The 25,258-nt window shown below is 65.1% G+C and carries 20 protein-coding genes; 3 read left to right on the forward strand and 17 right to left on the reverse strand.

The annotated features are described in order from the left end of the window. The first annotated feature begins 80 nt into the window (after window positions 1-80). A complete protein-coding gene (locus ACTJK6_RS17515) occupies window positions 81-923 on the forward strand; it encodes a class I SAM-dependent methyltransferase (protein ID WP_322018534.1) in 843 nt (280 codons plus the stop codon). A gap of 18 nt (window positions 924-941) precedes the next feature. Here ACTJK6_RS17515 and ACTJK6_RS17520 read toward each other — a convergent pair whose 3' ends face one another. Continuing rightward, on the reverse strand, window positions 942-2,414 hold the full coding sequence (locus tag ACTJK6_RS17520) for a sensor domain-containing diguanylate cyclase (protein WP_316871687.1): 1,473 nt from the start codon (window positions 2,412-2,414) through the stop codon (window positions 942-944). Next, window positions 2,395-2,685, reverse strand: a complete 291-nt coding sequence (locus ACTJK6_RS17525; RefSeq protein WP_440839672.1) for a hypothetical protein — start codon at window positions 2,683-2,685, stop codon at window positions 2,395-2,397. Before ACTJK6_RS17525 ends, ACTJK6_RS17520 begins: the two co-directional genes overlap by 20 nt. Window positions 2,686-2,980: 295 nt before the next feature. Here ACTJK6_RS17525 and ACTJK6_RS17530 point away from each other — a divergent pair, with 295 nt between their 5' ends. Then, entirely contained in the window at window positions 2,981-5,221 is a 2,241-nt protein-coding gene (locus tag ACTJK6_RS17530) for a M1 family metallopeptidase (RefSeq protein WP_433868228.1), read from the forward strand. A gap of 116 nt (window positions 5,222-5,337) precedes the next feature. Here ACTJK6_RS17530 and ACTJK6_RS17535 read toward each other — a convergent pair whose 3' ends face one another. From ACTJK6_RS17535 to ACTJK6_RS17605, 15 genes are all read right to left on the reverse strand, one after another. After that, a complete protein-coding gene (locus ACTJK6_RS17535) occupies window positions 5,338-5,661 on the reverse strand; it encodes a P-II family nitrogen regulator (RefSeq protein ID WP_260803210.1) in 324 nt (107 codons plus the stop codon). Continuing rightward, window positions 5,658-8,807, reverse strand: coding sequence for an efflux RND transporter permease subunit (locus ACTJK6_RS17540; RefSeq protein WP_440839673.1), 3,150 nt, complete (start codon window positions 8,805-8,807; stop codon window positions 5,658-5,660). The genes ACTJK6_RS17535 and ACTJK6_RS17540 overlap by 4 nt, the downstream gene beginning before the upstream one ends. After that, on the reverse strand, window positions 8,804-10,024 hold the full coding sequence (locus tag ACTJK6_RS17545) for an efflux RND transporter periplasmic adaptor subunit (RefSeq protein WP_440077946.1): 1,221 nt from the start codon (window positions 10,022-10,024) through the stop codon (window positions 8,804-8,806). The genes ACTJK6_RS17540 and ACTJK6_RS17545 overlap by 4 nt, the downstream gene beginning before the upstream one ends. Then, window positions 10,021-11,367 carry a TolC family protein gene (locus tag ACTJK6_RS17550; protein ID WP_440839674.1) on the reverse strand — a complete coding sequence of 449 codons (1,347 nt, stop codon included), beginning with the start codon at window positions 11,365-11,367 and terminating at the stop codon, window positions 10,021-10,023. Before ACTJK6_RS17550 ends, ACTJK6_RS17545 begins: the two co-directional genes overlap by 4 nt. Window positions 11,368-11,480: 113 nt before the next feature. After that, on the reverse strand, window positions 11,481-12,008 hold the full coding sequence (locus ACTJK6_RS17555) for a hypothetical protein (RefSeq protein ID WP_440077945.1): 528 nt from the start codon (window positions 12,006-12,008) through the stop codon (window positions 11,481-11,483). A 64-nt stretch (window positions 12,009-12,072) separates the two neighbouring features. Beyond that, a complete protein-coding gene (locus ACTJK6_RS17560) occupies window positions 12,073-12,468 on the reverse strand; it encodes a winged helix-turn-helix transcriptional regulator (RefSeq protein ID WP_322018538.1) in 396 nt (131 codons plus the stop codon). 70 nt (window positions 12,469-12,538) lie between these two features. Beyond that, on the reverse strand, window positions 12,539-14,008 hold the full coding sequence (locus tag ACTJK6_RS17565) for an NAD-dependent succinate-semialdehyde dehydrogenase (protein ID WP_440839675.1): 1,470 nt from the start codon (window positions 14,006-14,008) through the stop codon (window positions 12,539-12,541). Between the two features lie 27 nt (window positions 14,009-14,035). Further along, window positions 14,036-15,124 (reverse strand): tartrate dehydrogenase, encoded by a 1,089-nt coding sequence (locus ACTJK6_RS17570; protein WP_440839676.1) that lies wholly within the window; start codon window positions 15,122-15,124, stop codon window positions 14,036-14,038. A gap of 20 nt (window positions 15,125-15,144) precedes the next feature. After that, a complete protein-coding gene (locus ACTJK6_RS17575; RefSeq protein WP_440077936.1) occupies window positions 15,145-16,782 on the reverse strand; it encodes an ABC transporter ATP-binding protein in 1,638 nt (545 codons plus the stop codon). Window positions 16,783-16,784: 2 nt separating this feature from the next. Then, window positions 16,785-17,699, reverse strand: a complete 915-nt coding sequence (locus ACTJK6_RS17580) for an ABC transporter permease (RefSeq protein ID WP_232040239.1) — start codon at window positions 17,697-17,699, stop codon at window positions 16,785-16,787. 28 nt (window positions 17,700-17,727) lie between these two features. After that, window positions 17,728-18,684 carry an ABC transporter permease gene (locus ACTJK6_RS17585; protein WP_316871698.1) on the reverse strand — a complete coding sequence of 319 codons (957 nt, stop codon included), beginning with the start codon at window positions 18,682-18,684 and terminating at the stop codon, window positions 17,728-17,730. A 45-nt stretch (window positions 18,685-18,729) separates the two neighbouring features. Continuing rightward, complete coding sequence (locus ACTJK6_RS17590) at window positions 18,730-20,349, reverse strand: ABC transporter substrate-binding protein (RefSeq protein WP_440839677.1); 1,620 nt, start codon at window positions 20,347-20,349, stop codon at window positions 18,730-18,732. Window positions 20,350-20,431: 82 nt separating this feature from the next. Beyond that, window positions 20,432-21,721, reverse strand: a complete 1,290-nt coding sequence (locus ACTJK6_RS17595; RefSeq protein ID WP_232039125.1) for an NAD(P)/FAD-dependent oxidoreductase — start codon at window positions 21,719-21,721, stop codon at window positions 20,432-20,434. A gap of 33 nt (window positions 21,722-21,754) precedes the next feature. Next, window positions 21,755-22,420, reverse strand: coding sequence for a haloacid dehalogenase type II (locus ACTJK6_RS17600; protein WP_232039124.1), 666 nt, complete (start codon window positions 22,418-22,420; stop codon window positions 21,755-21,757). 204 nt (window positions 22,421-22,624) lie between these two features. Then, entirely contained in the window at window positions 22,625-24,106 is a 1,482-nt protein-coding gene (locus ACTJK6_RS17605) for an aldehyde dehydrogenase family protein (protein ID WP_440839678.1), read from the reverse strand. Window positions 24,107-24,347: 241 nt separating this feature from the next. On the opposite strand from ACTJK6_RS17605, the gene ACTJK6_RS17610 reads away from it, so the two are divergent. Continuing rightward, window positions 24,348-25,235 (forward strand): GNAT family N-acetyltransferase, encoded by an 888-nt coding sequence (locus tag ACTJK6_RS17610; protein ID WP_232039122.1) that lies wholly within the window; start codon window positions 24,348-24,350, stop codon window positions 25,233-25,235. The last annotated feature ends 23 nt before the right edge of the window (window positions 25,236-25,258 follow it).

A 25,258-nucleotide genomic window follows, 5' to 3' on the forward strand; every position in this document is an offset into this window, starting at 1 on the left:
TGGCGCCCTCTTTCCGCTTTTTCTCCGCGCCGCCGCACCGATCCCCTTCCGTGCGACATGTCGCCCAAGCTGTCCTGACGATGTCCAACAAGACCCACGAAATCCGCCCCAACCAGTCGATCGAGCTGCTCAAGGAACTGCACATCCTGACGCGCGACGGCAAGATGAACCAGGACAGCCGGCGCAAGCTCAAGCAGGTCTATCACCTGTACCAGTTCATCGAGCCGCTGATGGCCGACGTGCAGCAAGCCAAGGGGCACGTCACGCTCGTCGACCACGGCGCGGGCAAGTCGTACCTCGGCTTCATCCTGTACGACCTGTTCTGCAAGGAACAGCCGGGCGATGGCACGTCCCACATTTACGGCATTGAGACGCGCGAAGAGCTGGTCGCCAAGTCGACCGAACTTGCCGCGAGGCTCGGCTTCAAGGGGATGTCGTTCCTGAACCTGTCGGTGGCAGAATCGATCACGTCTGACCGACTGCCGGCCACGATCGACATCGTGACCGCACTGCATGCGTGCAATACCGCCACGGACGATGCGATCCGCTTTGCGCTCGAAAAGCATGCGCAGTACATCGTGCTCGTGCCGTGCTGCCAGGCGGAGGTGGCCGGCGTGCTGCGCAAGAACAAAGGCAAATCGCTCGGCAATGCGCTCACGGAAATCTGGCGCCACCCGCTGCACACGCGTGAATTCGGCAGCCAGGTCACCAACGTGCTGCGCTGCCTGCAGCTTGAGGCGCACGGCTATCAGGTCAGCGTAACGGAACTCGTCGGGTGGGAACACTCGATGAAGAACGAGCTGATCATCGCGCAGTACAAAGACCTGCCGCGCCGCCGCCCGACCGAGCGGCTGAACGAGGTGATCAGCACGCTGGGACTGGGAGAACTGCACGAGCGGTTCTTTGCGCCGGCTGGCTCTTGAAGAAGTGGGACGCCGCGGTTATGCCGGGCGTCTACCTTCGTGCTGCACCCGCTTGTCTTCGTACATGGCCACATCGGCTTCGCGCAGCGTTTCTTCCAGGCGCCCGCCTTCGTGGCAGGTGGCGCAACCCATGGAAAAGCCGAGCACCGCGCCCGGATAGAACTGGTTGTTGAGTTCCACCAGCTTGCGCAAGCTTTCCACCAGTGCCGCACCGGCCTGTGCGTCGGCGCCGGGCAGCAGCACGGCAAACTCATCGCCGCCAATGCGCGCGGCGTGTGCGGGCTTGTCGATGGCCTTGCCGAGCACCTCGCCGGCGCGGCGCAGTAGCGCGTCGCCTGCGGCGTGGCCGAGCTGGTCGTTCACGCTCTTCAAGTCGTTCAGGTCGATCATGATGACCGTGACCGGGAACGGGCCCTTGCGCTCCAGCCGGTTGATCTCGTCCACGTAGAACGAGCGGTTCTTCAGCTTGGTCAGCACGTCGTGCTTGCCCAGATATTCGAGGTACGACTCGGCCTTCTTGCGCGCCGTGATGTCGGTCAGCGCCAGCAGCACCATGTCCCAATCCTTCTCGCGACCGGGGAAGACGGAGAACTGCAGGTGGATGTTCAGCGGGTTGCCATCGAGCCCATAGTTGATGACCTCGCGCTGCTGGAACAGCCTGCCGTCCCACAGGTCGATCAACTGCTCGCGAAAGTGCGAGCGCATGTCGTCGCGAAACACCTCCGGCAAGCGGCCAAGCAAGTCGTTGCGGTTGCGGGCCTTGAACATCTCCAGCGTAAAGCCGTTGACGTCGAGCACCTGGATCTCCTGCATGCAGCGCTCGACAAACTCAGGGTGCACGTCGGTAAAGGTGCGGAAATCGGTGATGCCCTGCATGCGCACTTCGTCCAGCAGCATCTTGATGGTGCTGAAGTTTTCCACCCACAGCGACACAGGCGCGTGCTCGAACACGCCGCGCGCGTAGAGCTGGCTGGCCGCGACGCGGCGGCGGGCGTCTTCAAGTTCGGTGATGTCGTCCACGGCCACCAGCACGCGGTCCCACGGCTGCTCGTGGTCGGGCAGGACCACGCCCTTGAGCAGGATGTCCAGACGGCGGCCGTCGAGCGTGTAGTTGACGCTGCGGCTCTCGAACGACGACTCGCCCGACCAAAGCTGCACGAGTTCGCCCACGTGGGCTTCGAGCATGTCGTCGCGCAGCACGTCTGCCAGGCGCGCGGTCAGGGTTTCGGCATCCGGGGCGGCGTACATGGACAACGTGCGCCGGTTCACGCGCAGCACCTTGATGCAGGCCGAACACGCCGCCACGCGTGAGACGTCTTCTTCCAGAAAGCGCTGCAGATCGGTCACGCCGGCGGCGCGCCATTGGGCGAAGAGGCGGTGCAGATCGCTGTAGTCCTCCAGCCACAATGACGTGGGCGTGACATCGAAAAAGTCGATCAGGTTGACACCCACAGCCGCCGGGCTGCTGACGCTATCGGACGCGGATTGCATGAATCGCTCTACGGAAGACAGAAAACACTTTGCGAACCTTGCGAGCGTACCGGTTTTGTGTAACACCGCGCACAGCGCCGGCCTCATCCGGAAGGATTACCCCCAGGCAGACGACGCTGATCAACTGCTGCAGCGCAATACCTTGCCGAATACGTGGAAAGTTCCCCAGCGCGATTTTCGACTCCCACTCCGTATTTAGTTTTGCTTTATCTGGCGTTGTAAAAATATCCGTTTCGATTTTTAAGATATTTTCACGAATCGCGAAGCGCATTTCATTTTTTCAACGCGCTTTGCAGAAGTCGCCCTTCACCCCGGAAAGCCGCCGCAGCTTTGCAGATAGGCATACCGAAAACTGCAAAGCCCCCAGCGCATTCTCTTGCACGTGATTTAAAAAACTTCGTCTCGATTCGCAGGCCGTTTCCTCCAGAATCCGTGCATCCCGTGCGCGGGCTGTGATTTGCACCGCGCAAGAAGCGGGTAATTCCTTGTCCCGATTCTGCGGCCTGCCCCCCACTTTTCTTTTGAGCCCTGGGCCGCCGATTCGTTTCCACCTCAGGAGAAATGCAATGCGGGATTCGACAACCTTCCGTCGTACGGCCACGACACGCACCGGACGCGCGCACAGCGCCCGGACACGTCGCTCGTTCAAGCTGGCACTCGTGGCCCAGGCTGCGGCAGCGCTGATTCTGGCCGCATGCGGCGGCGGCGGAGATGACGCGCTGACCCCGTCCGGCGGCAAGCTGGACGCAAACGGCTCGCAGCAGCAGGGCAATACCAATACCGGCAACACCAATGCGCAGGCGCCGGCCGTCGACGCATCGGTGCCCCCGGTTGAACTGCCGGACACCATCAAGCCCGTCAACTACAAACTGTGGTTCCGCCCGAGCGCAGACCTGAACAGCTTCTCGGGCCGCGCCGACGTGGAGATCAAGGTCACCAAGCAGACCGGCGCCGTGACGCTGGCCGTGCGTGACCTGAAGCTCGACGCCTCGCGCCTGACGCTCACGCCCACCTCGGGCGGCGGTGCATCGCGCGTGCTGGTGCCGATTCCGCAATCGCAAGGGGCCTTCTACGACCTGCGCGACCCGACTGGAGACATCAAGCCCGGCAACTACGTGCTGCACATGGAATGGACGGGCACGATCAACTTCACCAAGGCCGAGGGCATCTTCAAGCTGGGCCTGCAGGCGGCAACGGGTGAGAGTTCCGACGCCATCGTCACGCAGGGCGAATCGAACTTCGCGCGCGAGTGGTTCCCGAGCTGGGATGAGCCGGCCTTCCGCAACACCTTCGAGGTGACGGCGGAAATTCCGGGCGACTGGAAGGCCGTGGCCAACGGCAGGCAGACGGGTGCCACCAAGCTGCCGGATGGCTATCAGCAGGTGTCGTTTGCCAAGACGCCGTCGATGCCGGCGTACCTGCTGTTCTTCGGCGGCGGCAAGTTCGACATCCTGGAAGACCAGTTCACCAACCCGCTCGATGGCAGCAGCATGCGCCTGCGCTGGTGGGTGCCGCCTGGCGAGGCGCACTCGGCGGTGGCCGGCATGCAGTTCACGAAGGAAGCGCTGAACCACTACTACAACTACTTCCAGATCCCGCTGCCGTTCGACAAGATGGACACCATCGTCGCGAACGACAGCTACGACAACAAGAATGCCGGCTTTGGCGGGATGGAGAACTGGGGCGCCATCTTCGAATTTGCCGACCAGGTGCTGGTGCCGCCCGATGGCGCACCGACGACCGTCCACTCGATGGGCAAGGCACGCTCGTTCGTTGTTGTGTCGCATGAACTGGCGCACCAATGGTTTGGCGACCTCGTCACGCTGGACTGGTGGGACGACATCTGGTTGAACGAATCCTTTGCCAACTGGTTCGAGAACGTCACCAAGATCGCACTGCACCCGGAGTTCCAGGGCAACACGTGGGCCGACTATGCGGCCGTCAAGCAGCGCGTCTACACGCTCGACCTGCAGCCGACCTCGGTGCCGGTGCAGCACAACTTGAGTGATGCCGGCTCGATGGACTTCCTCGACCGCTTTGCCTACAACAAGGGCGGCCATGTCCTGCAGATGATCGAGAACTACGTCGGCAAGGACGCCATGCGCAAGGGGCTGCAGAGCTACCTGAACAAGTACAAGTTCGGCAACGGCACACCGCCGCGCCTGTGGGCAGAGCTTGAAGCCGCCAGCGGCAAGCCTGTCGGCAAGGTGGGCGACAGCTTTGTGCGCCAGACGGGCGTGCCGCTCGTCAGCATCGACGCGCAGTGCAACCCGGCCACCAACCAGAACGTACTGACGATCACGCAGAAGGCGTTCCCGAACAAGAACGTCTATTCCGGCTATCAGTGGAATATTCCGCTCACGATCGCCTACGGCGATGGGCTGGCGCAGACGCAGACGGTGGTGCTGGATCAGCAGACCGCACAGGTCACGCTGCCGACCTGCTCGGCCGTGCTGGCGAACCCCACGGGCCTGGACTACTACGTGACCAACTACAGCCCGACGCTGTGGAGTGCGCTGCTGGCGCAGGCCGGCACCATCACCAACAAGGCGACGACGACCAACATCGCCGGCGATGCAACGCAGCTGTACAACGCGCAGATCATCGACAAGGCGCTGTATGACCAGATCGTCGGCATCCAGAACATGCAGCCGGCCGTCGCAACGCTGCGTGCACAGGCTGTGACGCCGACGGGCTCGCTGCGTCCGCAAGCGGTGCAGCTGCAACAGATGCAGAACATGGATCGCCCGATCCACAAGTTCCGCTACGAAGGTCTCATGAAGCATCTGACCGACATCAAGCGGTAAGCACCAAAGCAAGCGGGCCGCTTCCCGTGTGTCTTAGGAAGCAGCCCGCTGCAACGTTGGCTCCTGATTTTCGGCGGACATGGTCCGCCGTTTTTCATGTGCGCATCACACGATCTTCAACCCGTGCGATGCAGGAAGGTGGCCTGAATCACATCGGTCATCCAGATGGCGCTGTCACCGGTCTGGCCGTGTTCCAGCACCTTGACGGCGCTTTCGAACAGCACGCCGGCCAGCGCATCGGAGGCCACGATCTCGATGCGTACGCGCGGCACAAACTCCGTCAGGTCTTCCTTGATGGAATGCGCGCCAGCCTGCGAAGCCGTTGGCGGATAGGCATTCACTTCGGCCACCGTCATACCGGGAAACCCCGGGCAACTGCGCAGCGCTTCATGCATGCGTTCCAGCAGTTGCGGGCGCACTACGATGCGGATTTCCTTCATGCCTTCGACTCCTCATCAAACCATTTGTACAGCGTGGGCAGCATCACCAGCGTGAGCAGCGTGCAGGTCAACAGACCGCCGATCACCACGATGGCCAGCGGCCGTTGCACCTCTGAACCCGGCCCCGTGGCAAACAGGAACGGGATCAAGCCCAGCATGGCCACCGTGGCCGTCATCATCACGGGCCGGAAACGCATGCGCGAGCCCAGCCGCACCGATTCCTCCACCGACATGCCCTGCTCGCGCAGACTGCGGATCGTGCTGACCAGCACCACGCCGTTGAGCACCGCGATGCCCCAAAGCGCCACAAAACCCACCGATGCTGGCACAGACAGGTACTCACCCGTGACAAACAGGCCGATGATCCCGCCCACCGAGGCAAACGGCAGCACCAGAATGATCAGCGTGGCGTAGCGCACCGAGTTGAACAGCAGGAAGAGCAGGAAGAAGATGGCGGCCACCGTAATCGGCACGATCACCTTCAGGTGGCCCATGGCGCGTTCCATGTTCTGGAACTGGCCGCCCCACTCCAGGTAGTAGCCCTCGGGCAGCTTGACCTTCTGCGCGACGGCCGCCTGCAACTCGGCCACGAAGCCGCCCAAGTCGCGGTCGCGCACATTCACGCCCACCACCACGCGGCGCTTGCCCAGCTCACGGCTGATCTGCGCGGGGCCGTCGGTCACATCAATGCGGGCGATGCTTTCCATCGGCACCTGTGCGCCATTGGGGGCGGCCACGATCAGGTTGCGGACGGCCTCCACGCTGCCGCGATATGCGTCCGGCAGACGCACCACCGCGCTGAAGCGGCGCTCGCCTTCGAAGATTTCCGTGGCTTCCTTGCCGCCGATGGCGGTCTCGATCACGTTGTGCACGTCGGCCGCGTTCAGGCCGTGACGCGCGATGGCCTGGCGGTCGATCGCGATCTGCAGATACTGCTGGCCGGTAATGCGCTCGACACGCATGTCCTGCGCACCCTGGATGCCCTGCGCCACCTTGGCAATCGCCTCGGCCTTTTCGCGCAGCGTGTTCAGGTCGTCGCCGAACACCTTGATGGCCACGTCGGAACGCACGCCGGTCACCATCTCGTCCACGCGGTCGGAGATCGGCTGCGCCATCACGATCTGCACGCCGGGCAACACCTGCAGCGCCTTGCGCATCGCCTCGGCAATGTCGTCCTGATTCCAGCCCTTGGGCCATTCGTCGCGCGGCTTCAATGACACGATCGGCGTCGATTCATTCTGGCCCTGCGGGTCGGCCGGAGACTCGCCTCGGCCCACACCGGAAACCGCCGACTTCACGCCCGGCACTTGCATCACTAGGCGCATGGCTTCCATCTCCATGCGGATCGACTCTTCCAGCGAGATATTCGGCGCGCGGTTGATGCCTGGCACCACCGAGCCCTCCTTCATTTCCGGAATGAACGCCGTACCCAGGAATGGCATCAGCGCGCCGGTGGCGAGAAACACCGCCACAGCCACGATGACGGTCTTGCGGCCGTTGTTCAGGCTCAGCTCCAGCAAGCGCAGATACGGCTTTTTCATCTTCCGAATCAGCCACGTATCGTGCGCATCGTGCTCGGCGTGTGGGTCATCGCTGTGTTCGCCTTCCACGTGTTTGTGCGCCTTGGGCTTGAGCAGATACGACGACAGCACAGGCGTCAGCGTCAGCGACAGCACCAGCGAGAAGAACAGCGCAATCGCAATCGTGAAGGCTAGCGGCGCAAACATCTTGCCTTCCATGCCCTCCAGCGTCATCAGCGGCAGGAACACCAGGATGATGATGCCCACGCCAAAGATCACGGGCGTCGCCACTTCCGTCACCGCATGCAGGATGATGCGGGCGCGGCTCTCGTTCGGGTCGCGCGGCTTGGCCAGATGCGCAAAGGCGTTTTCCACCACGACCACGGAGCCATCGACCATCAAGCCGATGGCGATGGCCAACCCGCCCAATGACATCAAATTGGCCGAGATGCCGAGCTTGTTCATCGCCATGAACGTCAGCAACGGCGTGAGGATCAGCGTGCCGACCACGATGAGCGATGAACGTATGTCACCCAGGAACAGCAGCAGCACGATCACCACCAGCACCACGCCTTCGGCCAGCACCTTGATGACGGTCTGCAAGGCTGAATCGACCAGCTCTGAACGCTCGTAGTACGGCACGATCTTCAGGCCATCGGGCAGCATGCCGTCGTTGTTGATGGCCTTGACGCGATCCTGGATGCGGGCGACGACTTCCTTGGCATTGCCGCCGCGCATCATCATCACCACACCGCCAACGGATTCCGTCACGCCGTTCTTGACCACCGCCCCCGCACGCACCGCCGTGCCGATCTTCACCTCAGCCACGTCGCGAATCGTGAGCGGCGTACCGTTGACCTCCTTGAGCACGATGGCGCCAATGTCGTTGGTGTCGCGCACCAAACCCACGCCGCGAATCAGGTACTGCTCTGCAAAGTGCGGCAGCACGCCGCCACCCGAGTTGGCGTTGTTGGCGGCCAGCGCCTCGAATACCTGCTTGACCGTCACGTTGTGGTGGCGCAGGCGTTCCGGGTTGACGAGCACCTGGTACTGCTTCTCGTAACCGCCCTGCGAGTTGATCTCGGCCACGCCCGGAATGGAGCGCAGCAGCGGACGCACCACCCAGTCCTGCGCAATGCGGCGCTGGGTGAGTTCCTCCACCGAAAGCTCCTTGTCGCCGTCATCCGGTTTGTCGAGCGTGTACTGATACACCTCGCCCAGCCCCGTCGATACAGGACCCAGCACCGGCGTCACACCCGCCGGCATACGGGACTGCACCTCGATCAACCGCTCCATCACCAGCTGGCGCGCGAAGTACACGTCGGTCTCGTCGGTAAAGACGAGCGTGATGAGCGACAGGCCCGGCTTGTTGAGCGAGCGCATCTCGGTCAGCGCCGGCAGGCCTGTCATGGCCATTTCCACCGGCACGGTCACAAAGCGCTCGACCTCTTCGGGTGAGCGCCCAGGCGCCTCCGTAGCGATCTGCACCTGCACGTTGGTCACATCCGGAAAGGCGTCAAGCGAGAGCTTGCGTGCGGCGTCCAACCCGAAGAACAGCAGCACGGCGGCGATCACCGCCACCACGAGCCGTTGCTTGAGCGCGCCGCGAATCAATGCGTCGATCATGCGCCCTCCATCTCGGCGCGCTTGCGCTCATTGTTCAGATGGAAGCCGCCTTCAACGACGATCGGCTGCCCGGCCTGCACGCCGGAGATGACCGGGCGCACACCGTTCGATTCATCGCCGAGCTTGACCGGCGTGAGCCGGTAGTTCGTCTCGCTGGCGCGCACGAATACGTAGTCGCGGTTGTCTTCACGCACCACGGCGGAGGTTGGCACCACCACCCGCTCTTCCGGGCGCGACTGGATGAGCAGCGTGGCCAGCATCGACGGCTTGAGCGTGCGCTCTGCGTTGTCCACTTCGGTGCGCACCGTGACCGTCCGCGTTTGCGGGTCGACAATGTCCGACACCCAGATCAGCTTGCCGACAATGCGGTCGCCGGCGCCGGTGTCGATCTCCACGGCCTGGCCTGCGCGCACGCCCGCAGCGGCGTTTTCGGGCACTTCGCCCACCACCCACACGCGCGACAGGTCGGCCACGGTGAACAGCTCATCGGCTGGCTGCACGACTTGGCCGCGCGTCACCTTGCGCTCCACCACCGTGCCGCTGATGCTTGCCACCACGGGCGAGATCGACGACATGCCGCCCGTGCGCATCTTTGCCAGCGTGCCGGGCGACACGCCCATCACGCGCAGTTGGTCGACGGCCGCGCGCACTTCGGCATCGGCCATCGCCAGTTCGCTCTGGCGCTTCTGGAGCTCGGCTGAGCCGATCACGTCGGCGGCCAGCAGCAGCTTGGCGCGCTCCAGCGCACGTGCCTGCAAATCACGCTGCGCAGCAGCCTTCTGATAGGCAAGCTGCGCGGCGCCAAGCTCGGTGCTGTGCAATTGCGCGAGGATGTCGCCTGCCTTGACGCTCTGCCCCGGCGTGGCGACCAGCTCCGTCACACGACCCGTGACGGTGGCACCAATACGCGCCACGCGCTGTTCGTCAAACGCGATCTGCCCCGGCACGCGCAAGCGCTCGGCAATCGGCTGCTTGCCCACCGGCGCCACTTTCAGGCGCTGCACCAGCGTGGGTTGTGCAACCACGAGATTCGGGTCGACGGCCTGTTGCGCGGCCTTGGCATCGTTGGCAGCGTCTTTGCCGCAGGCGCCAAGCAACAACATCGCCGCAAGGGCAACGCCGGCCAGCCGGATCGAAGAAGAGAAGGAAGCAGGTGCGTTCATGGTGAGGCTGGATTCATGGGTTCGGGAGGCAACGCGATGGCTCGGGCGTGTCATTGGGCCTCCGGGCGCAGGCGGTCGAGTTCAACGGCGGCGGTGCGCAGGTCTGCGCGTGCGGCAATCAGGTCATTGCGTGCCTGGCGGAAGACGCGCTGGGCATCGAGGTAGTCGAGAATCCCGCGCTCGCCGTGGCGGTATGCGGCTTCGGCCACGCGCAGCGCCGATTCGGCCTGCTTGATGACGCCGGATTCGAGCGCGCTGACTTGCGACTCTGCAATCTCGTATTGGCGATAGGCGGACTCCACCGCCTGCCGCACACGCAACTCGCGGTCGCGCAACAGGGCGCGGGCGCGTTCGCGGGCAGCCACGGCTTCGCCCACCGGGCCTTCACGTCGGTCGAACAGCGGAATCGACATCACCAGGCCCACGCGGCTGTCCTGCAGATCGGGCTGGCGATCGACCGATCCGCGCAGCGCGAGCGACGGCCAGCGTTGGCTGCGCTCGTGCGCGAGACGCGCTTCGGCCTCGCGCACGGCGGCACGGTCGGCCTCCAGCTCCGGATGCGTGGCAAGGACCGTGCTGACGAGATCCGCCAGAGGCGGCAGATGCGCCACCGGAGGGGTCTCCGCACCGGCATCGACATCGAACGTCAGCGGCAGATCGGCGCCCACGGCGCGGCGCAGTTCCGCCAGCGCCTGTTGCACGCGCAGTGCGGCGGCCTGTTCATTGCGCTGCGCGTTGAGCAACTCCGCGTCGCCACGGATGAGTTCATAGCGCGGGGCCTCGCCGGTTTCCACACGCACGGCCACGCCACGGCGGATCTGCTCGACCAGCGTCACGTCTTCGCGCGCGTTGCGCTGCTCGGCCTCGCGGCGCACCACGTCGTAGAAGCGCAGCTTGAGATCGGCCTCTACGTCACGTGCCTGCGACCGGGCAGTCGCCTGCGACGCCTCGTACGCGGCATCGGCGGCTTGCGTGCGGGCCGCGCGCTGCCACGGCAAGTCGAGCTTTTGCGTGATCGACACGCTATTGGTGCGGCCTTCCGCCGCACCCGGCATGCGGGCACGCTGGCGGCCGGCCATGGCTTCCACCTCGGGGTTGGGCCAGGCGCGCGCGGTGGCAGTGCCCGCCTGCGCGGCCTGCACCTGCGCCTGCGAAGCGGCGAGCGCCGGGTGGTTGGCGCGGGCTAACTCCAGCAACTGCGGCAAGGTGTAGCGCGGCTGCGGAAGCGCCTCGTCAGCGCGGGCAGTGGCGGTCTGGGCACCACGCGGTGAAGGCACTGGCGGCGCTGCATTGGCGTGGACGGCCATTGCGGCCAGCACAGCGAAAAGAACAGCACGTCGCGACGCGCGCGCACCGGCTGCGGGGCGCGGAGTGGCCGCATCCTGATTGGACAACATCCGAAATCATCCTGAAAAAGAAGAACAGGCAAGCGCGAGCGCGCAGCCGGTCAACAGACCAGTTGGCGCAGCACTAGCAACTCAAGGGGATGGTTTCCGGCGCATGCCGGAAGTCAGACGCGTGCGGGAGGACGCAGCATGGGGGCCGGCGTGGGGCCAGCCTGGAACGGAGGAAGAGAGACGCGGACGCGCGCGACACGCAAGCCGGGCATCAACGCCATCGGAGGCGGCGGCAGCCAGAGTTCCGGCGCGTCGCTGGGGTGATCGGGGGCGGCGGCGCTGCTCGTTGGCATATCCGGCGCATCGGACGCATGCGCCACCCAATGCTCAACGCTGAAACACTGGCCGGGCTGCTTGACCGCCTTGCCGAGCGCAACCTTGATGGCACGCTCGAAACCCTTGCCGGGCTTGGCCGTCTGCAGCGCATCGCCCGGCACGTCGTCGACCACGGCTTCGATGGCTTCCAGCGCGTCGTCCGCAGCCTGGCCATCTGGGAAGTGCGTGGCCGAGAACACCGACACCGTAAACAACAGGCACCAGATCGTGACGATCCAACGTACGCCGCGCACGCGCGACAGCACGCCCCGCGCGGTGGCGCGAGACAACGTCGGCAAGGCGGAGGAGAGAGTCGTCACAAACATGGGCCCCGAATACTATCGGAAAAATGCTGCATCCGCACACAACGTCGGGCAGATCGCGCGGATGTCAATCGGAATCGACCTGCGTTTTCCGGATCCGTTCCATTTCGGGCCAATGCGCGCGCACCCAGTCGTCCAGGCCGACGAGCGTCCGGTTGAGCGATTCACCGAGCGGGCTGAGACGATATTCGACGTGCGGCGGGACGCTGTCGTAGATGGTGCGCAGGATGAGGCCGTTGGCTTCCAGCTCGCGCAGCGTTTGCGTGAGCATTTTTTGGGAGATGCCGTCGCCCACGCGGCGCAGGAGTTCGTTGTTGCGCACGGGACCGTTTTCCAGCGCCGGGAAAATGCGCAACGCCCATTTGCCGGCTACCAGTTTGAGTGCGCGCGTAGACGGACAGGCGCCGGCGGTGCCTTCAGACGGGTTTTCCTGCGTTGAAGAAGAAGCCATGTTGTCGGCCATGGGGCCTCCGGAACACGATTGGGATACGCGTGACCGTACCGTCAATCGTGCCACCCTGCAACGCGCCCCGTCAGTCGAGCTGGCCCTGGCAAACGTACTTGGTGTGAAGGTAGTCGTCCAACCCGTGGACGGAGCCTTCCCGGCCGTAGCCGGATTCCTTCACGCCGCCAAACGGCGCGGCCTCGGCTGCCAGCGCGCCCTCATTGATGCCGACAATGCCTGTCTCCAGCGCTTCGGCCACGCGCCAGATGCGACGCACGTCCTGGCTGTAGAAGTAAGCGGCCAAGCCAAACGGCGTGTCGTTGGCGGCGGCAATCACGTCCTCTTCGGTGGTGAAACGCGTGAGCGGCGCGACGGGGCCGAAAGTTTCTTCGCACGCGCAGGCCATGGTGGCATCGGCGTTGATCAGCACCGTGGGTGCGTAGTAATTGGCGCCGAGCTGGGTCAGGCGTGCGCCGCCAGTCAACACCTTGGCGCCCTTGGCGATGGCGTCCTGCACGTGCCGGTCAATCTTCTCGACCGCGCGTGCGTTGATCATCGGGCCGATCTGCGAAGCGGGGTCGCTGGCCTGTCCGACCTTGAGTGCAGCCACGCGTGCGGCCAACTTGGCGGCAAATGCATCGTGCACCGCGTCGTGCACGAACACGCGGTTCGGGCACACACAGGTCTGCCCGCCGTTGCGAAATTTGGCTGCCATGAAGCCGTCCACGGCGGCATCGATGTCCGCATCCTCGAACACGATAAAGGGCGCATTGCCGCCGAGTTCGAGCGAGAGCTTCTTGAGCGTGTCGGCGCTGCGGCGCGCCAGATGCTTGCCGACCGGCGTCGAGCCCGTGAAGGTGATCTTGCGCACACGGGCATCGTCCAGCCAAACGTCCACCACCTCGGGCGTGCGTTCGCGCGACGCGGTGACGATGTTGAGCACGCCCGGCGGCACGCCCGCTTCCTGCGCGAGGCGCACTAGCGCGAGTGAAGTCAACGGCGTGTCTTCGGCGGGCTTGCAGACCACAGTGCAGCCCACGGCCAACGCCGGCGCAATCTTGCGCGCGATCATCGCCGCCGGGAAGTTCCACGGCGTGATGGCCGCCACCACGCCCACCGGCTCCTTGAGTGCAAACATGCGCCGGCCCGGCACGGGCGCGGGTATGACCTCGCCGTTCATGCGCGTGGCTTGTTCGCCAAACCATTCGATGTAGCTCGCGGCGTAGGCCACCTCGCCCTTGCCTTCGGCGAGCGGCTTGCCCTGCTCCAGCGAGATCAGCTTGCCGAGATCATCCTGATGCGCCAGCACGAGATCGTTCCAGCGTTTGATGATCTGCGCGCGCTGCTTGGCGGGCACCTTGCGCCACGCCGGGAAGGCGGCATGCGCGGCGTCAAGGGCAGCCCGTGCCTCATCCGCGCCGGAGTCGGGCACGCGTGTGATGAGGTCGCCAGTGGCAGGATTTGTCACGTCCAGCAGCGGCCCGGTTGCGCTCAGCCATTCGCCGGAAATGTAGTTGCCGCTGCGGATCAAGTCCGCGCGTTCGAGTGAGAGAGACATCGTCTTTTGGTCCACAGCAAATGAAAATCAGGCACCCGCAACGTGCGCGGCAATCGCCTCGCCCACCTGCGTGGTGTTGGCGGTGCCGCCCAGATCCGGAGTGCGCGGGCCGTCCTTCAACACGGCTTCGATGGCCGCGACGATGGCGTCGTGCGCCGCACGCCCCGCGCCCTGCCCTTGCGTCAGGAAATCCAGCATCAACGCGCCCGACCAGATCATCGCAATCGGGTTGGCGATGTTCTTGCCGTAGATGTCCGGCGCCGAACCGTGCACCGGCTCGAACAGCGAGGGGAACGTGCGATCGGGGTTCAGGTTGGCGGAAGGTGCCAGGCCGATCGTGCCCGTCGTTGCGGGGCCAAGATCGGACAGGATGTCGCCAAACAGGTTGGTGGCGGCCACCACATCGAAGCGGCCCGGCTGCAGCACGAAGCGTGCGGTCAGGATGTCGATGTGCTGCTTGTCGAGCGTGACGTCGGGGTATTGCTGCGCGACTTCATCTGCACGCTTGTCCCACCACGGCATGCTGATGGCGATGCCGTTGCTCTTGGTGGCGAGCGTCACGTGCTTGCGCTCGCGGCTCTGCGCAAGGTCGAAGGCGAACTTCAGCAGCCGCTCTGCACCCTTGCGCGAGTAGACCGATTCCTGGATCACGATTTCGCGGTCGGTGCCTTCATACATGATGCCGCCGAGCGATGTGTATTCGCCTTCGGTGTTCTCGCGCACGACGTAGTAGTCGATGTCGCCCGGCTTGCGATTGGCGAGGGGGCACGGCACACCTTCAAACAAACGCACGGGGCGCAGGTTGATGTATTGGTCGAACTCGCGGCGGAACTTGAGCAGCGAGCCCCACAGCGAGACGTGATCGGGCACGGTCGCCGGCCAGCCGACCGCGCCAAAGAAAATCGCGTCCATGCCTTTCAGTTGCGCCTTCCAGTCGTCGGGCATCATCGTGCCGTGCTGCTGGTAGTAGTCGCAGCTGGCCCAATCGATGGTGTGGCACTCAAGCTCGAAGCCAAAGCGCTCGGCCGCCGCCTGGATGACGCGCAGGCCTTCGGGCATGACCTCGCGGCCGATGCCGTCTCCGGGAATGATCGCGATGCGGAATGCTGGAATCATGTCGTTCCTTTTTTTCTCTGTTAGATGGAGACCGCCGCGGCATGGGCTACCGTGCGGTCCCGCTCGTCAAGCCAGCCCTGGCGCAGTTCGGGCACCGAGTTGGCAAGTTGTTCGTAGTACGGATGGTGCGGGCCGCGATCGAAATCGGCACGCGCCACCTGCGTGAGCTTGCGGCCGTGCTGCATGACGACGATCTCGTCGCACACCGCGCGCACCGTGTGCAGATCGTGGCTGATGAAGAGGTACGACACGCCCAGATCGCGCCGCAGGTCGGCCATGAGGTTGAGCACGGCGGCGCCGACCACGGTGTCGAGCGCGGAAGTCACCTCGTCGCAGAGGATCAGGTCAGGCTCGGCCGCCAGGGCACGCGCCAGGTTCACGCGCTGCTTCTGTCCGCCCGAGAGCCCGCCCGGCAAGCGTTGAGCCACACTGTGCGGCAAGCGCACCAGATCGAGCAGCTCGCGAATCCGCCGCTGCAATGCTTCGCCCTTCAACCCCTTATAGAACTGCAGGGGCCGCGCCAGAATGCGCTCGATGGTGTGCGACGGGTTGAGCGCCGTGTCGGCCATCTGGAAGACGATCTGGATGCGGCGCAGCGCGTCGGGCGAACGTTTTGCAAGCAGTGGTTCGAGCGCCTTGCCGTGGAACGTCATGCTGCCCTCGCACGGCGCAATCAACCCCGCAATGGCGCGGGCCAGCGTGGTCTTGCCCGAGCCGGATTCACCGATCACGCCGATGGCCTGCCCCCGATAGAGCTTGAAGTTGATGTCGTCGAGGATGCGCGTGGCGGGCTGGCCCTTGGCATCCACCGCCCCGTAGCCGGCGCCCAACCCCTGCACATCGAGCAGCAATTCGCCCTCGCCCAGGCAGTGCTCTGCCGGGCGCGCCTTTGGCCGTGCCGCCGCCAGCAGGCTCCGGGTGTAGTCGTGATCGGGCGTGGCGAGAATGTGCGCGGTCGGGTTGATCTCCTGCATCTGGCCGCCGCGCAGCACCAGGATGTGATCGGCCATCTGCGCCACCACGGCCAGGTCATGGCTCACGTAGACGGCGGTAGCGCGGCGCTCGCGCACCACGCGGCGGAACGCACGGAGCACTTCGATCTGCGTGGTCACGTCCAGCGCGGTGGTCGGTTCGTCCAGGATCACCAGATCCGGATCGATGATCAGCGCCATGGCAGCCATGAGCCGTTGCAACTGCCCGCCCGACACCTGATGCGGATACCGCTCGCCAATGGTTTCGGGATTGGGCAGCGCCAGTTCGCGGAACAACTCCACGGCTTTGGCCTCAGCTTCTGCCCGCGACATCGTACGGTGAATGCGCGCAGGCTCCACCACCTGATCCAGGATCGTGCGCGACGGGTTGAACGACGCCGCTGCGCTCTGCGCGATGTAGGCCACGGTGCGCCCGCGCAGCGCGCGCTGCTCTGCGGGCGGCAGGTGCAGCACGTCGATATCGCCAATGCGCACGCTGCCCGATGCGATCTCGCAGCCGCGGCGCGCATAGCCCATCAGTGCAAGCGCGGTGGTGGTCTTGCCGGAGCCCGACTCGCCAATCAGCGCCAGCACTTCGCCGGGCTGGATGGCAAAGCTGAGGTTGTCTACGAGGGTCTGTTCGCCTGCGGTAATGCGCAGGCCTTCTACGACGACGGACGCGCCCATGTTCAACGCCCTCCGCGTTCGCGGGCCCGAGAACGACCTCGGCCCGGCAGGTTGTCGATGACGATATTGACCGCAATGGTCAGGCTCGCAATGGCCAGCGCCGGCACGATGACCGAAGCGCCCGCATCCGGCAGCGCGCCGATGTTCTCGCGCACCAGCGAGCCCCAGTCGGCCGACGGTGGCTGAATGCCGAGGCCCAGGAAGCTGAGGCTCGCCAGCAGCAGCACGACGTACACGAAGCGCAGGCCCAGATCGGCCAGCATGGGCCCGAGGATGTTGGGCAGGATCTCGCGCAGCATGATGTACAGCGTGCCCTCGCCTCGTGTGCGCGCCACGGTCACGTAGTCGAGCGCGTTGATGTTGACCGCCAGCGAGCGTGCGATGCGATACGCGCCGGGCACGTAGATGATGGCGGCGGTCACCACCAGCATCGTCACCGAAGAACCGAAGCCCGCCACCATGAGCAGCGCGAACATCTTGCTCGGGATGGCCGTGAGCGTATCGAGCACGCGGCTCAACGTGGCGTCGACCAGACCACCCATGGCAGCGGCAAACAGCGCCAGCACCGTGCCCGTGCCGCTGGCCAGCACGGTGGCCACGAGCGCCACACCCACCGTGTAGCGCGCGCCTTCCACTACGCGGACGAACATGTCGCGGCCGAGGTAATCGGTGCCGAACCAGTGGGCCGCGCTCATGGGGCCGAATACATCGCCGTTGCCGTCGCCGCTGGTAATCAGGTGTGCGGGCAGCAGCGCGGGGCCGACCAGCGCCGCGAGCACCCAGAACACCAGCACGGCCAGGCCGATGAGGCCCGTGACACCGAAGCTGCTCAGCAGGCGCCGTATGGGGTGGCGCGGTGCGGGCGGCGCGGGTGGCGTGCCGGCCGGCAACGTAGGGGAAGTTGGCGTGGTTTCCATCGTCAGGCTCTTGTTCATAGGATCAGCATCAACGGTGGCGCAGACGCGGGTTGGCGACAATGCCCAGCACATCGGCCGTGGTCACGAGCAGCAGGTAGCCCGCACAGAAAATCATGGCGCAGGCCTGGACGAGCGGCATGTCACGCTGCGACACGCCATCCACCATCAACTTGGCGATGCCGGGATAGTTGAAGATCGTCTCGATGATGATCACGCCACCCAGCAGGTACGACAGCGACAGCGCCACCGCATTGGCGATCGGACCCACGGCATTGGGCAGCGCATGCGCAAGCACCACGCGCATCGGCGAGGCGCCCTTCAGACGCACCATTTCGATGTACGGCGCCTCGAGCTGGTCGATGACCGCGGCGCGGCTCATCCGCATCATCTGCGCAACGATCACGCAGCACAGGCTGAGCACCGGCATGGCAAACGCCTTCAGCATGTGGCCCAGCGATTCGATGTCGTTGACGTACGACAGCGCTGGCAGCCAGCGCAGCTTGACGGCGAACACCAGCACAGCGAGCGTCGCCACCAGAAACTCCGGCACCGACACCACGGCCACGGATGCCGTGGAGGCCACCCTGTCGAACCATGAGCCGCGCCAGACGGCCGAAGCAACACCAAGGCTGAGCGCGATCGGCACCGAGAACAACGCCGTCACCGCCGCCAGCAGGAGCGAGTTTGGCAATCGGCTTGCCACGAGTTCGGCCACTGGCATCTGCGTGGTGGTCGATTGCCCGAGGTCGCCGCGCGCAATGCCGGCGAGCCAATGCACATAGCGCTGCGGCGCCGGCACGTTCAGGCCCATCTGCGCACGCAGCGCGGCCAGGGCTTCGGGCGTGGCGTCCTGCCCCAACTGTTCTTGCGCGGCGTCGCCGGGCAGCACAGCGGTGATCGAGAACACGATGACCGACACCGCCAGCAACGACAGCAGCGCCAGCGCCACGCGCCGCACAAGCAGCTTAAGGATGACTCGATTCATGACAGCCCCTTCATCACCTTCGGCAAGAACGCCACCATCGCACCGTCAGGCTTCAAGCCAGACGTTCTCGGCAAACGAGTAGCCCATCAGTCCACCCAGCGGGATCGGGGCCAGGCCCTTGAGCTTGGTCGTGTGCCCATCGATGCTGGCCAGGAACAGCGGAATGCCGATGCCCGCTTCCCCGTGGATCATGGTCTGCATGTCGGCGTACATCTGCTTGCGCTTGGCGACATCGGTCTCGGCGCGGGCGGCGACGAGCAACTGGTCGAACTTCGGGCTTTTCCAGCGCGACTCGTTCCACGCCGCATCGGATTTGAAGAACTGCGTGAGGATGGTGTCGGCGCTCGGGCGTGGATTGACGTTGCCAAAACCGACCGGGCTGCTCAGCCAGTGGTTGGACCAGTAACCGTCGGCCGGCATGCGCTTGACGTCGAGGTCCAGGCCGATGCGCTGTGCGGTCTGCTGCAGCACCAGTGCAATCTCGACCGAATACTGGGCCGCCGGTGATGCCACAACAGGAATTTTGCCGGTCACGCCCGACTTCTGCAGGTGGAATTTCGCCTTCTCGATGTCAAACGCGCGCTGCGGCAGCCCCTTGAAATAGAAGCGGTTGGTCGGGTCGATCGGCTGGTCGTTGCCGAGCACCGCGTAGTCCAGCGCGATGGTCTTCTTCATCTGTTCGCGGTCGAACAGGTACTTCATCGCCATCACGAAATCGGGGTTCGCGCCCGGGCCCATATCCTTGCGCATGATCAGGTCAGAGTACTGGCCCGATTGCGTCGTGAAGATGGCGTAGCCTGGCGTGCTCTTGACGCGTGCCACGGCACGCGGGTTGACGGACGCCACCAGGTCCATCCCGCCCGAGAGCAGCGCGTTGACGCGCGCGCTTTCATCGCCGATGCCGACAAACTCGATCTCGTCCAGATACGGCTTGCCCGGTTTCCAGTACCCGTCGTTGCGCACGACGACGGTACGCACGCCGGGCTTAAACTCCTTGATCTTGTACGGGCCGGTGCCGATGCCGCCGCTGAAATCGGTCGTGCCGTCCTTGACGATATGGAAGTGGAAGGTGCCGAGGATCACGGGCAAGTCGGCGTTCGGAGCGGTCAGCACCACCGTCACCTCGTTCGGCCCGGTCGCCTTGACGCTCTCGATCTGGTCGGCCAGCACCTTGGCCTTCGAGGCAGTGGCCGGATCCTTGTGGCGCATGACGGAATACACCACGTCTGCCGGGGACAGGGCCTTGCCATCGTGGAAGGTCACACCCTTGCGCAGCGTCAGCACCCAGGTCTTGGCATCGGCCGTGTGGTACGACTCGGCCAGCGCAGGGCGCGGCGTGAGGCTGCCGTCCAGCACGAACAGGCCGTTGTAGACCATGTTGCAGCGCACGTAGTCGTTCTGGTTCGACTGCTTGGCCGGGTCGAGCGTGTCGGTCGCTGCTGCGGTGGCCGCCGCCACGCGGATGCGTCCACCACGGCGCGGCGTCTGCGCATACGCGCTGACGGCCGTGCCCGCCAGGCTGCCGGCGAGCGTGGCCTGCATGCCACCGGCCATCAGCATCTTCAACACGTCGCGTCGCGAGGCACCGCGCTTGAGCGACGCCATCACCCGCTGGCTTTCGGCGGGACCGACAAGGTTCTCGAACTCGTTATGGCTGTCGCTCATGGTGGGGCTCCTGATGGATCTGGTCTGATTGGAATGCGTTGCGATCGTTGGATACTGCGGAAGACTGCGTTTGCGGCACCGCTCAGGCAAACCGGTCTTTGAGCTGGTAGTACATGCCGACCGCGGGCAAAAACCACGGCGGGCCAAAGTGACCGGGAATGGCGCTCCACGCGCGATCTCGCCACGGGTTGGCAGCAGCGTCGCCGGCCATGACTTCGGCCATGCGCTCGCCCATGTGCACGGACATCTGCGTGCCATGCCCGCTGTAGCCCATGGAGTAGAACAGGCCGTCACGTTCACCCGCATGCGGCAGGCGATCTTGCGTCATGTCGACAAGGCCGCCCCAGCAGTAATCGAGGCGCACATCGCGCAACTGCGGGAAGGTTTCCGTCAGGCCGGCGCGGAGCACCTCGCCGCTCATCGCATCCTGCTGCGGGCTCGACACCGCAAAGCGTGCGCGGCCACCAAACACCAACCGGTGGTCTGGCGTGAGGCGGAAGTAATGGTGAATATTCGCCACCGTCACATACGTGCGGCGCGCTGCCAGCAACGCGTGCGCACGCTCCGCACCGAGCGGTTCGGTGGTGACGATAAAGCTGCCAATCGGGACGATGCGCCGACGCAGCCAGCCGAACGTGCCATAACCGCCGTGGCGCGACGCGCCCGTCGCCAGCAGCACCTGTTTGGCCAGCACCGTGCCGCGCGTGGTGTGGACACGATGCACCTGCCCTTGCACACGCTCGACGCGTTGCACGCACGTGCGCGTATGAACTTGAGCACCCTGACGCTGTGCCGCCATGGCCAGGCCCTGCGCAAAGCGGCCCATGTGCATCTGCCCGCTGCGCTTGTAGAGCAGGCCGCCATGAAAGCGCTCGCTCTGGATTTCAGCGCGCACGCGGGCAGCATCGAGTATCTCGACATCCCGATCCACACCATCCGCGATCAGCCGGTCCGCACTGCGTTGCAGGGCGTCCATCTGATACAGCTTGGTGGCGAGCTTGAGCTTGCCGTTGCGCTGGAAGTCGCAGGCGATGCCCTCCTCGCGCACGATGCGCTCCACCGTATCCACGGCGGCGTCGTAGGCGTGATACCAGGCGCGGGCGCGGTCCACGCCCACCTTGGCGGCCAGGTCGGCGTAATCCACTGCCAGGCCGTTGTTCACGTGGCCGCCGTTCCGCCCCGACGCCTCGGGCGCCACCCTCTCGCCCGCTTCCAGCACGACCACGCTGGCGCCACGCCGGGCCAGCGCCAGCGCGGCCGACAACCCCGTGAAACCACCGCCGACAATCACCACGTCTGCCTGCGCCGGCAGATCGTGCGCGTCCAGCGCCAGCGCGGGCACCGAGTCGTTCCAGTAGGAGTCGAGTTTCATGGAGGTCATGTGGGGTGGCGATCGAGACGCAGCTTAGAGGCCAACAACACCGGGCAGGCCGCCGATGTCCTGGATCTCGGTGTAACGGTACGCCGGATTGCCGGGGCCGTGACCGCGGTTGACGAACACCTTGTTGACGATGCCGAGGTCATCGGCCGACATCAGGTCGTAGCGCAGGCTGGACGACACGTGCAGCACGTCTTCCGGATTGCAGCCCAATGAATCGAACATGTATTCGAACGCCTTCAGGCGCGGCTTGTAGGCCTGAGCCTGCTGCGCCGTGTACACGCGGTGGAACGGCGCACCGAGCATCGCCACATTCTTCTGGATCTGCGAGTCATCGGCGTTGGACAGGATCACCAGCGGGATTTCCTTGGCGACCTTGGCCAGACCTGCCGGCACGTCGGCATGCGGGTCCCACGTCGGCACGGCATCGTAGTAAGCCTGGCCATCGGTGTCGAAGTATTGGATCTTCCATTTCTTGCACAGGCGGCGCACAGCGTTCTTCAGCACGACCTCGTACGGTTTCCAGTCGCCCAGCACCTCGTCGAAGCGGTAGGCAGTGAAGTCGGCGATGAACTGCTCCATCTGCTCGGCCGGAATGCGATCGGCAAACAGCTCGCGCGTCATCTCGCCCATGCGGAAGCGCGTGAGCGTGCCATAGCAGTCAAAGGTGATGTACTTGGGGCGGAAGGTCATGGTTTGAGGTCCTAAGGTCCTGAAGGTGGCTGCTGTTATGCAGTCTTTGCAGCACGGTTATGACGAAATCATTGAAGCACGCAGACTCGTCACGGTTGTAGGGAAATGCGCGGTCTCACGTGAGAAAGCTGCTGTTTCCGATGGCACTCGCGGCATGCCATGCGGTCTGCACCGCTGGCGTGCCGCACGCACCGCCAAGGCACGCTAGTGCGTCGCAGCAAAATCGATCAGCACACTTTTGAAGCGCAGGTTGGCCTCCACGGCTTGCCGGCCCAGATCCTTGCCGATACCCGACTGGTGATAGCCGCCGGTGGGGATGACGAAATCTGCGCTGCGTCCATAGCGGTTGATCCAGACCGTACCCGCTGCGATGCCACGCATGGCGCGCAGCGCGCGTCCGATATCTGCGGTGTGCACGCCGGCGGCCAGGCCGTAGTGTTCGTGTGCGGCGAGTGCCAGGCCTTCCTCTTCGTCATCGAAGGTTTGCACCGTCAGCACAGGGCCGAAGATTTCTTCCTGCACGGCGGGGTTGTCTGCGCGCACGCCTTCGAGCACCGTGGGCTGGAAATACGCCCCGCCGGGGCCGTCGCCAAACAGGCCGCCGCCGCAGCGCACCTGCGCGCCGGCATCGCGTGACCGCTCCACGATGTCGAGAATGCGCCCCGCCTGCGCCGCCGAAATGATCGGCGGCAGCGTGGCGGTGTCGTCCCAGGTGGCGCCGGGCCGCAACGCGGCAAAGCGTGCGGTGATGCGCTCGATCAATGCCTGGGCAATCTGCCGTTGCACGATCAGGCGCGAGCCCGCCACGCACACCTGCCCCGCGTTGCCGGTGATGGCACCCGCGACAATGCCGGCCACCCGGTCGATGTCGGGCGCGTCGGCAAAGACGAGCTGAGGGCTCTTGCCGCCCAGCTCCAACGTGACGGGCTTCGGGCCATGCGAGGCGCAGGTCGCCATGATGGCGGCGCCGGTGCGGGTCGAGCCGGTGAAGGTCATCTTGGAGATCAGCAGATGCCGCGTGAGCGCGTCGCCCGTGGTGCGGCCATCTCCCTGCACCACGTTGAAGAGGCCCGGTGGCACGCCCGCTTCGATGGCGAGTTCAGCCAGCCGGATAGCGGAATACGGCGTCAATTCGGAAGGTTTGAGCACGACCGCGTTGCCGGCGGCCAACGCCGCACCGACCTTCCACGAGACCATCACCAGCGGAAAATTCCACGGCGTGATCGCACCGACTACGCCATAGGGTTCGGCCACCACCATGCCGAGGTTGTCGTGACGCGTGGCTGCCACGTCGCCGCCGAGCTTGTCGGCGTATTCGGCAAAGAAGCGCAGGCCCTCGGCGGTGAATGGCACGTCCCAGGCGGCGGCGTCACGCAGCGGGCGGGTGGAGCACACGGCCTCGAGCGGCGCCATGTTGGCCACGTCGGCGTCGATCAGATCAGCCCAGCGGCGCAGCACGCGCGCCCGGTCACGCGGTGCACGGCGCGCCCAGTCCGTCGTGCGCCACGCCTGCCACGCATCTTGCACGGCAGCGTCCACGGTGGAAGCGTCCGCCAGCGGCAGCTCCGCATGCACAGCGTTGTCGGAAGGGCGGCGTACAGTGATGCGGCCGGCGTCGGGCACAAGCCTGCCGCCGATGAAATGGCCGGAAGGCACGCGGATGGTCTGGGGGTCAAATTTGGCCACGAAATTGGGGGCGCCGAAGCCCGGCACCCATATCGAAATGAGGTCATTGATGCTAGGCAGGAAGGCTCGGCATTTGGTTTCGTAACCGGGGGCGCTACCGCATCGAATTGCGAAACCCACACCCTCGACAGACGATGCTTGCAAATTGCGGGCAAACCCGAATTCGATCTGGCTCCCGGCGGCGATGTCGTCCAAGATGAGTGCCGGTGCCACCTTCATCCTTCGCCGGAAGGAACCTCCCATGTCTTCCTCGTCCGTACCTGCCCAGAACCTGCCCGCCGACGACGGCGTGGTGCTGCGCCCCATGACTGCCGACGATCTGGCCCAGGCGCATGCCCTGTCAGAAGAGCAGCGCTGGCCGCACCGCCCGGCCGACTGGGCGCAGAGTTTTGCGCATGCCGAGGGCATCGTCGCCGAGCGCGACGGCCAGATCATCGCCACCGCACAACGCTGGCGCTGGGGCCCCCGCCACGCCACCATCGGGCTGGTCATCGTGACACCGGCATGCCAGGGCCGGCGCATCGGCCATCGCTTGATGAGCGCGCTGCTCGACGGCCTGGACAACCACACCGTGCTGCTGCATGCCACCGCAGAAGGGCGCGGCTTGTATGAGCGACTGGGCTTTGTGCGCACCGGCGAGATCCGCCAGCACCAGGGCGTTGCGCAACCCACGCCGCTGATCGCCCTGCCCACAGGCTGGCGCTTGCGCCCTGCCGGGCTCAATGAGGCTGCGGATTTGCGCCGGCTCGATGCGCAGGCGCGGGGCATGCCGCGCGATGCACTGATCGACGATCTGCTCGCCAGCGCAGACGCCTGCGTCGTGCTGGACGACGACGGCGAGGCGCGCGGCTTTGCGATGCTGCGCCGATTCGGGCGCGGCCACGCCATCGGCCCCGTGGTCGCCCCGGACGCCGAGAGCGCCAAGGCGCTGATCGCGCATCTGGCGGGCATCAACGCCGGCCACTTCACCCGCATCGACATCGACTTCGACAGCGGCCTGGCCGAGTGGCTGGAGAGCATCGGCCTGCTGCGCGTGGACGCCCCCACCACCATGGTGCGCGGCGAGCCGCTGGCCACACCACCCGGCGCGCCCGCGCTGTTTGCCATCGTGACCCAGGCAATGGGTTGAGCCCCGAACACCGCGCCGATCGC

Source organism: Ralstonia sp. 22086 (genome assembly GCF_052045975.1).
Lineage (GTDB): Bacteria > Pseudomonadota > Gammaproteobacteria > Burkholderiales > Burkholderiaceae > Ralstonia > Ralstonia wenshanensis.

Coding starts and splice junctions, on each gene's coding strand:
- ACTJK6_RS17515 (WP_322018534.1), top strand. CDS start 81: ATGTCCAACAAGACCCACGAAATCCGCCCCAACCAGTCGATCGAGCTG.
- ACTJK6_RS17520 (WP_316871687.1), bottom strand. CDS start 2,414: ATGCAATCCGCGTCCGATAGCGTCAGCAGCCCGGCGGCTGTGGGTGTC.
- ACTJK6_RS17525 (WP_440839672.1), bottom strand. CDS start 2,685: ATGCGCTTCGCGATTCGTGAAAATATCTTAAAAATCGAAACGGATATT.
- ACTJK6_RS17530 (WP_433868228.1), top strand. CDS start 2,981: ATGCGGGATTCGACAACCTTCCGTCGTACGGCCACGACACGCACCGGA.
- ACTJK6_RS17535 (WP_260803210.1), bottom strand. CDS start 5,661: ATGAAGGAAATCCGCATCGTAGTGCGCCCGCAACTGCTGGAACGCATG.
- ACTJK6_RS17540 (WP_440839673.1), bottom strand. CDS start 8,807: ATGATCGACGCATTGATTCGCGGCGCGCTCAAGCAACGGCTCGTGGTG.
- ACTJK6_RS17545 (WP_440077946.1), bottom strand. CDS start 10,024: ATGACACGCCCGAGCCATCGCGTTGCCTCCCGAACCCATGAATCCAGC.
- ACTJK6_RS17550 (WP_440839674.1), bottom strand. CDS start 11,367: ATGTTGTCCAATCAGGATGCGGCCACTCCGCGCCCCGCAGCCGGTGCG.
- ACTJK6_RS17555 (WP_440077945.1), bottom strand. CDS start 12,008: ATGTTTGTGACGACTCTCTCCTCCGCCTTGCCGACGTTGTCTCGCGCC.
- ACTJK6_RS17560 (WP_322018538.1), bottom strand. CDS start 12,468: ATGGCCGACAACATGGCTTCTTCTTCAACGCAGGAAAACCCGTCTGAA.
- ACTJK6_RS17565 (WP_440839675.1), bottom strand. CDS start 14,008: ATGTCTCTCTCACTCGAACGCGCGGACTTGATCCGCAGCGGCAACTAC.
- ACTJK6_RS17570 (WP_440839676.1), bottom strand. CDS start 15,124: ATGATTCCAGCATTCCGCATCGCGATCATTCCCGGAGACGGCATCGGC.
- ACTJK6_RS17575 (WP_440077936.1), bottom strand. CDS start 16,782: ATGGGCGCGTCCGTCGTCGTAGAAGGCCTGCGCATTACCGCAGGCGAA.
- ACTJK6_RS17580 (WP_232040239.1), bottom strand. CDS start 17,699: ATGGAAACCACGCCAACTTCCCCTACGTTGCCGGCCGGCACGCCACCC.
- ACTJK6_RS17585 (WP_316871698.1), bottom strand. CDS start 18,684: ATGAATCGAGTCATCCTTAAGCTGCTTGTGCGGCGCGTGGCGCTGGCG.
- ACTJK6_RS17590 (WP_440839677.1), bottom strand. CDS start 20,349: ATGAGCGACAGCCATAACGAGTTCGAGAACCTTGTCGGTCCCGCCGAA.
- ACTJK6_RS17595 (WP_232039125.1), bottom strand. CDS start 21,721: ATGAAACTCGACTCCTACTGGAACGACTCGGTGCCCGCGCTGGCGCTG.
- ACTJK6_RS17600 (WP_232039124.1), bottom strand. CDS start 22,420: ATGACCTTCCGCCCCAAGTACATCACCTTTGACTGCTATGGCACGCTC.
- ACTJK6_RS17610 (WP_232039122.1), top strand. CDS start 24,348: ATGTCTTCCTCGTCCGTACCTGCCCAGAACCTGCCCGCCGACGACGGC.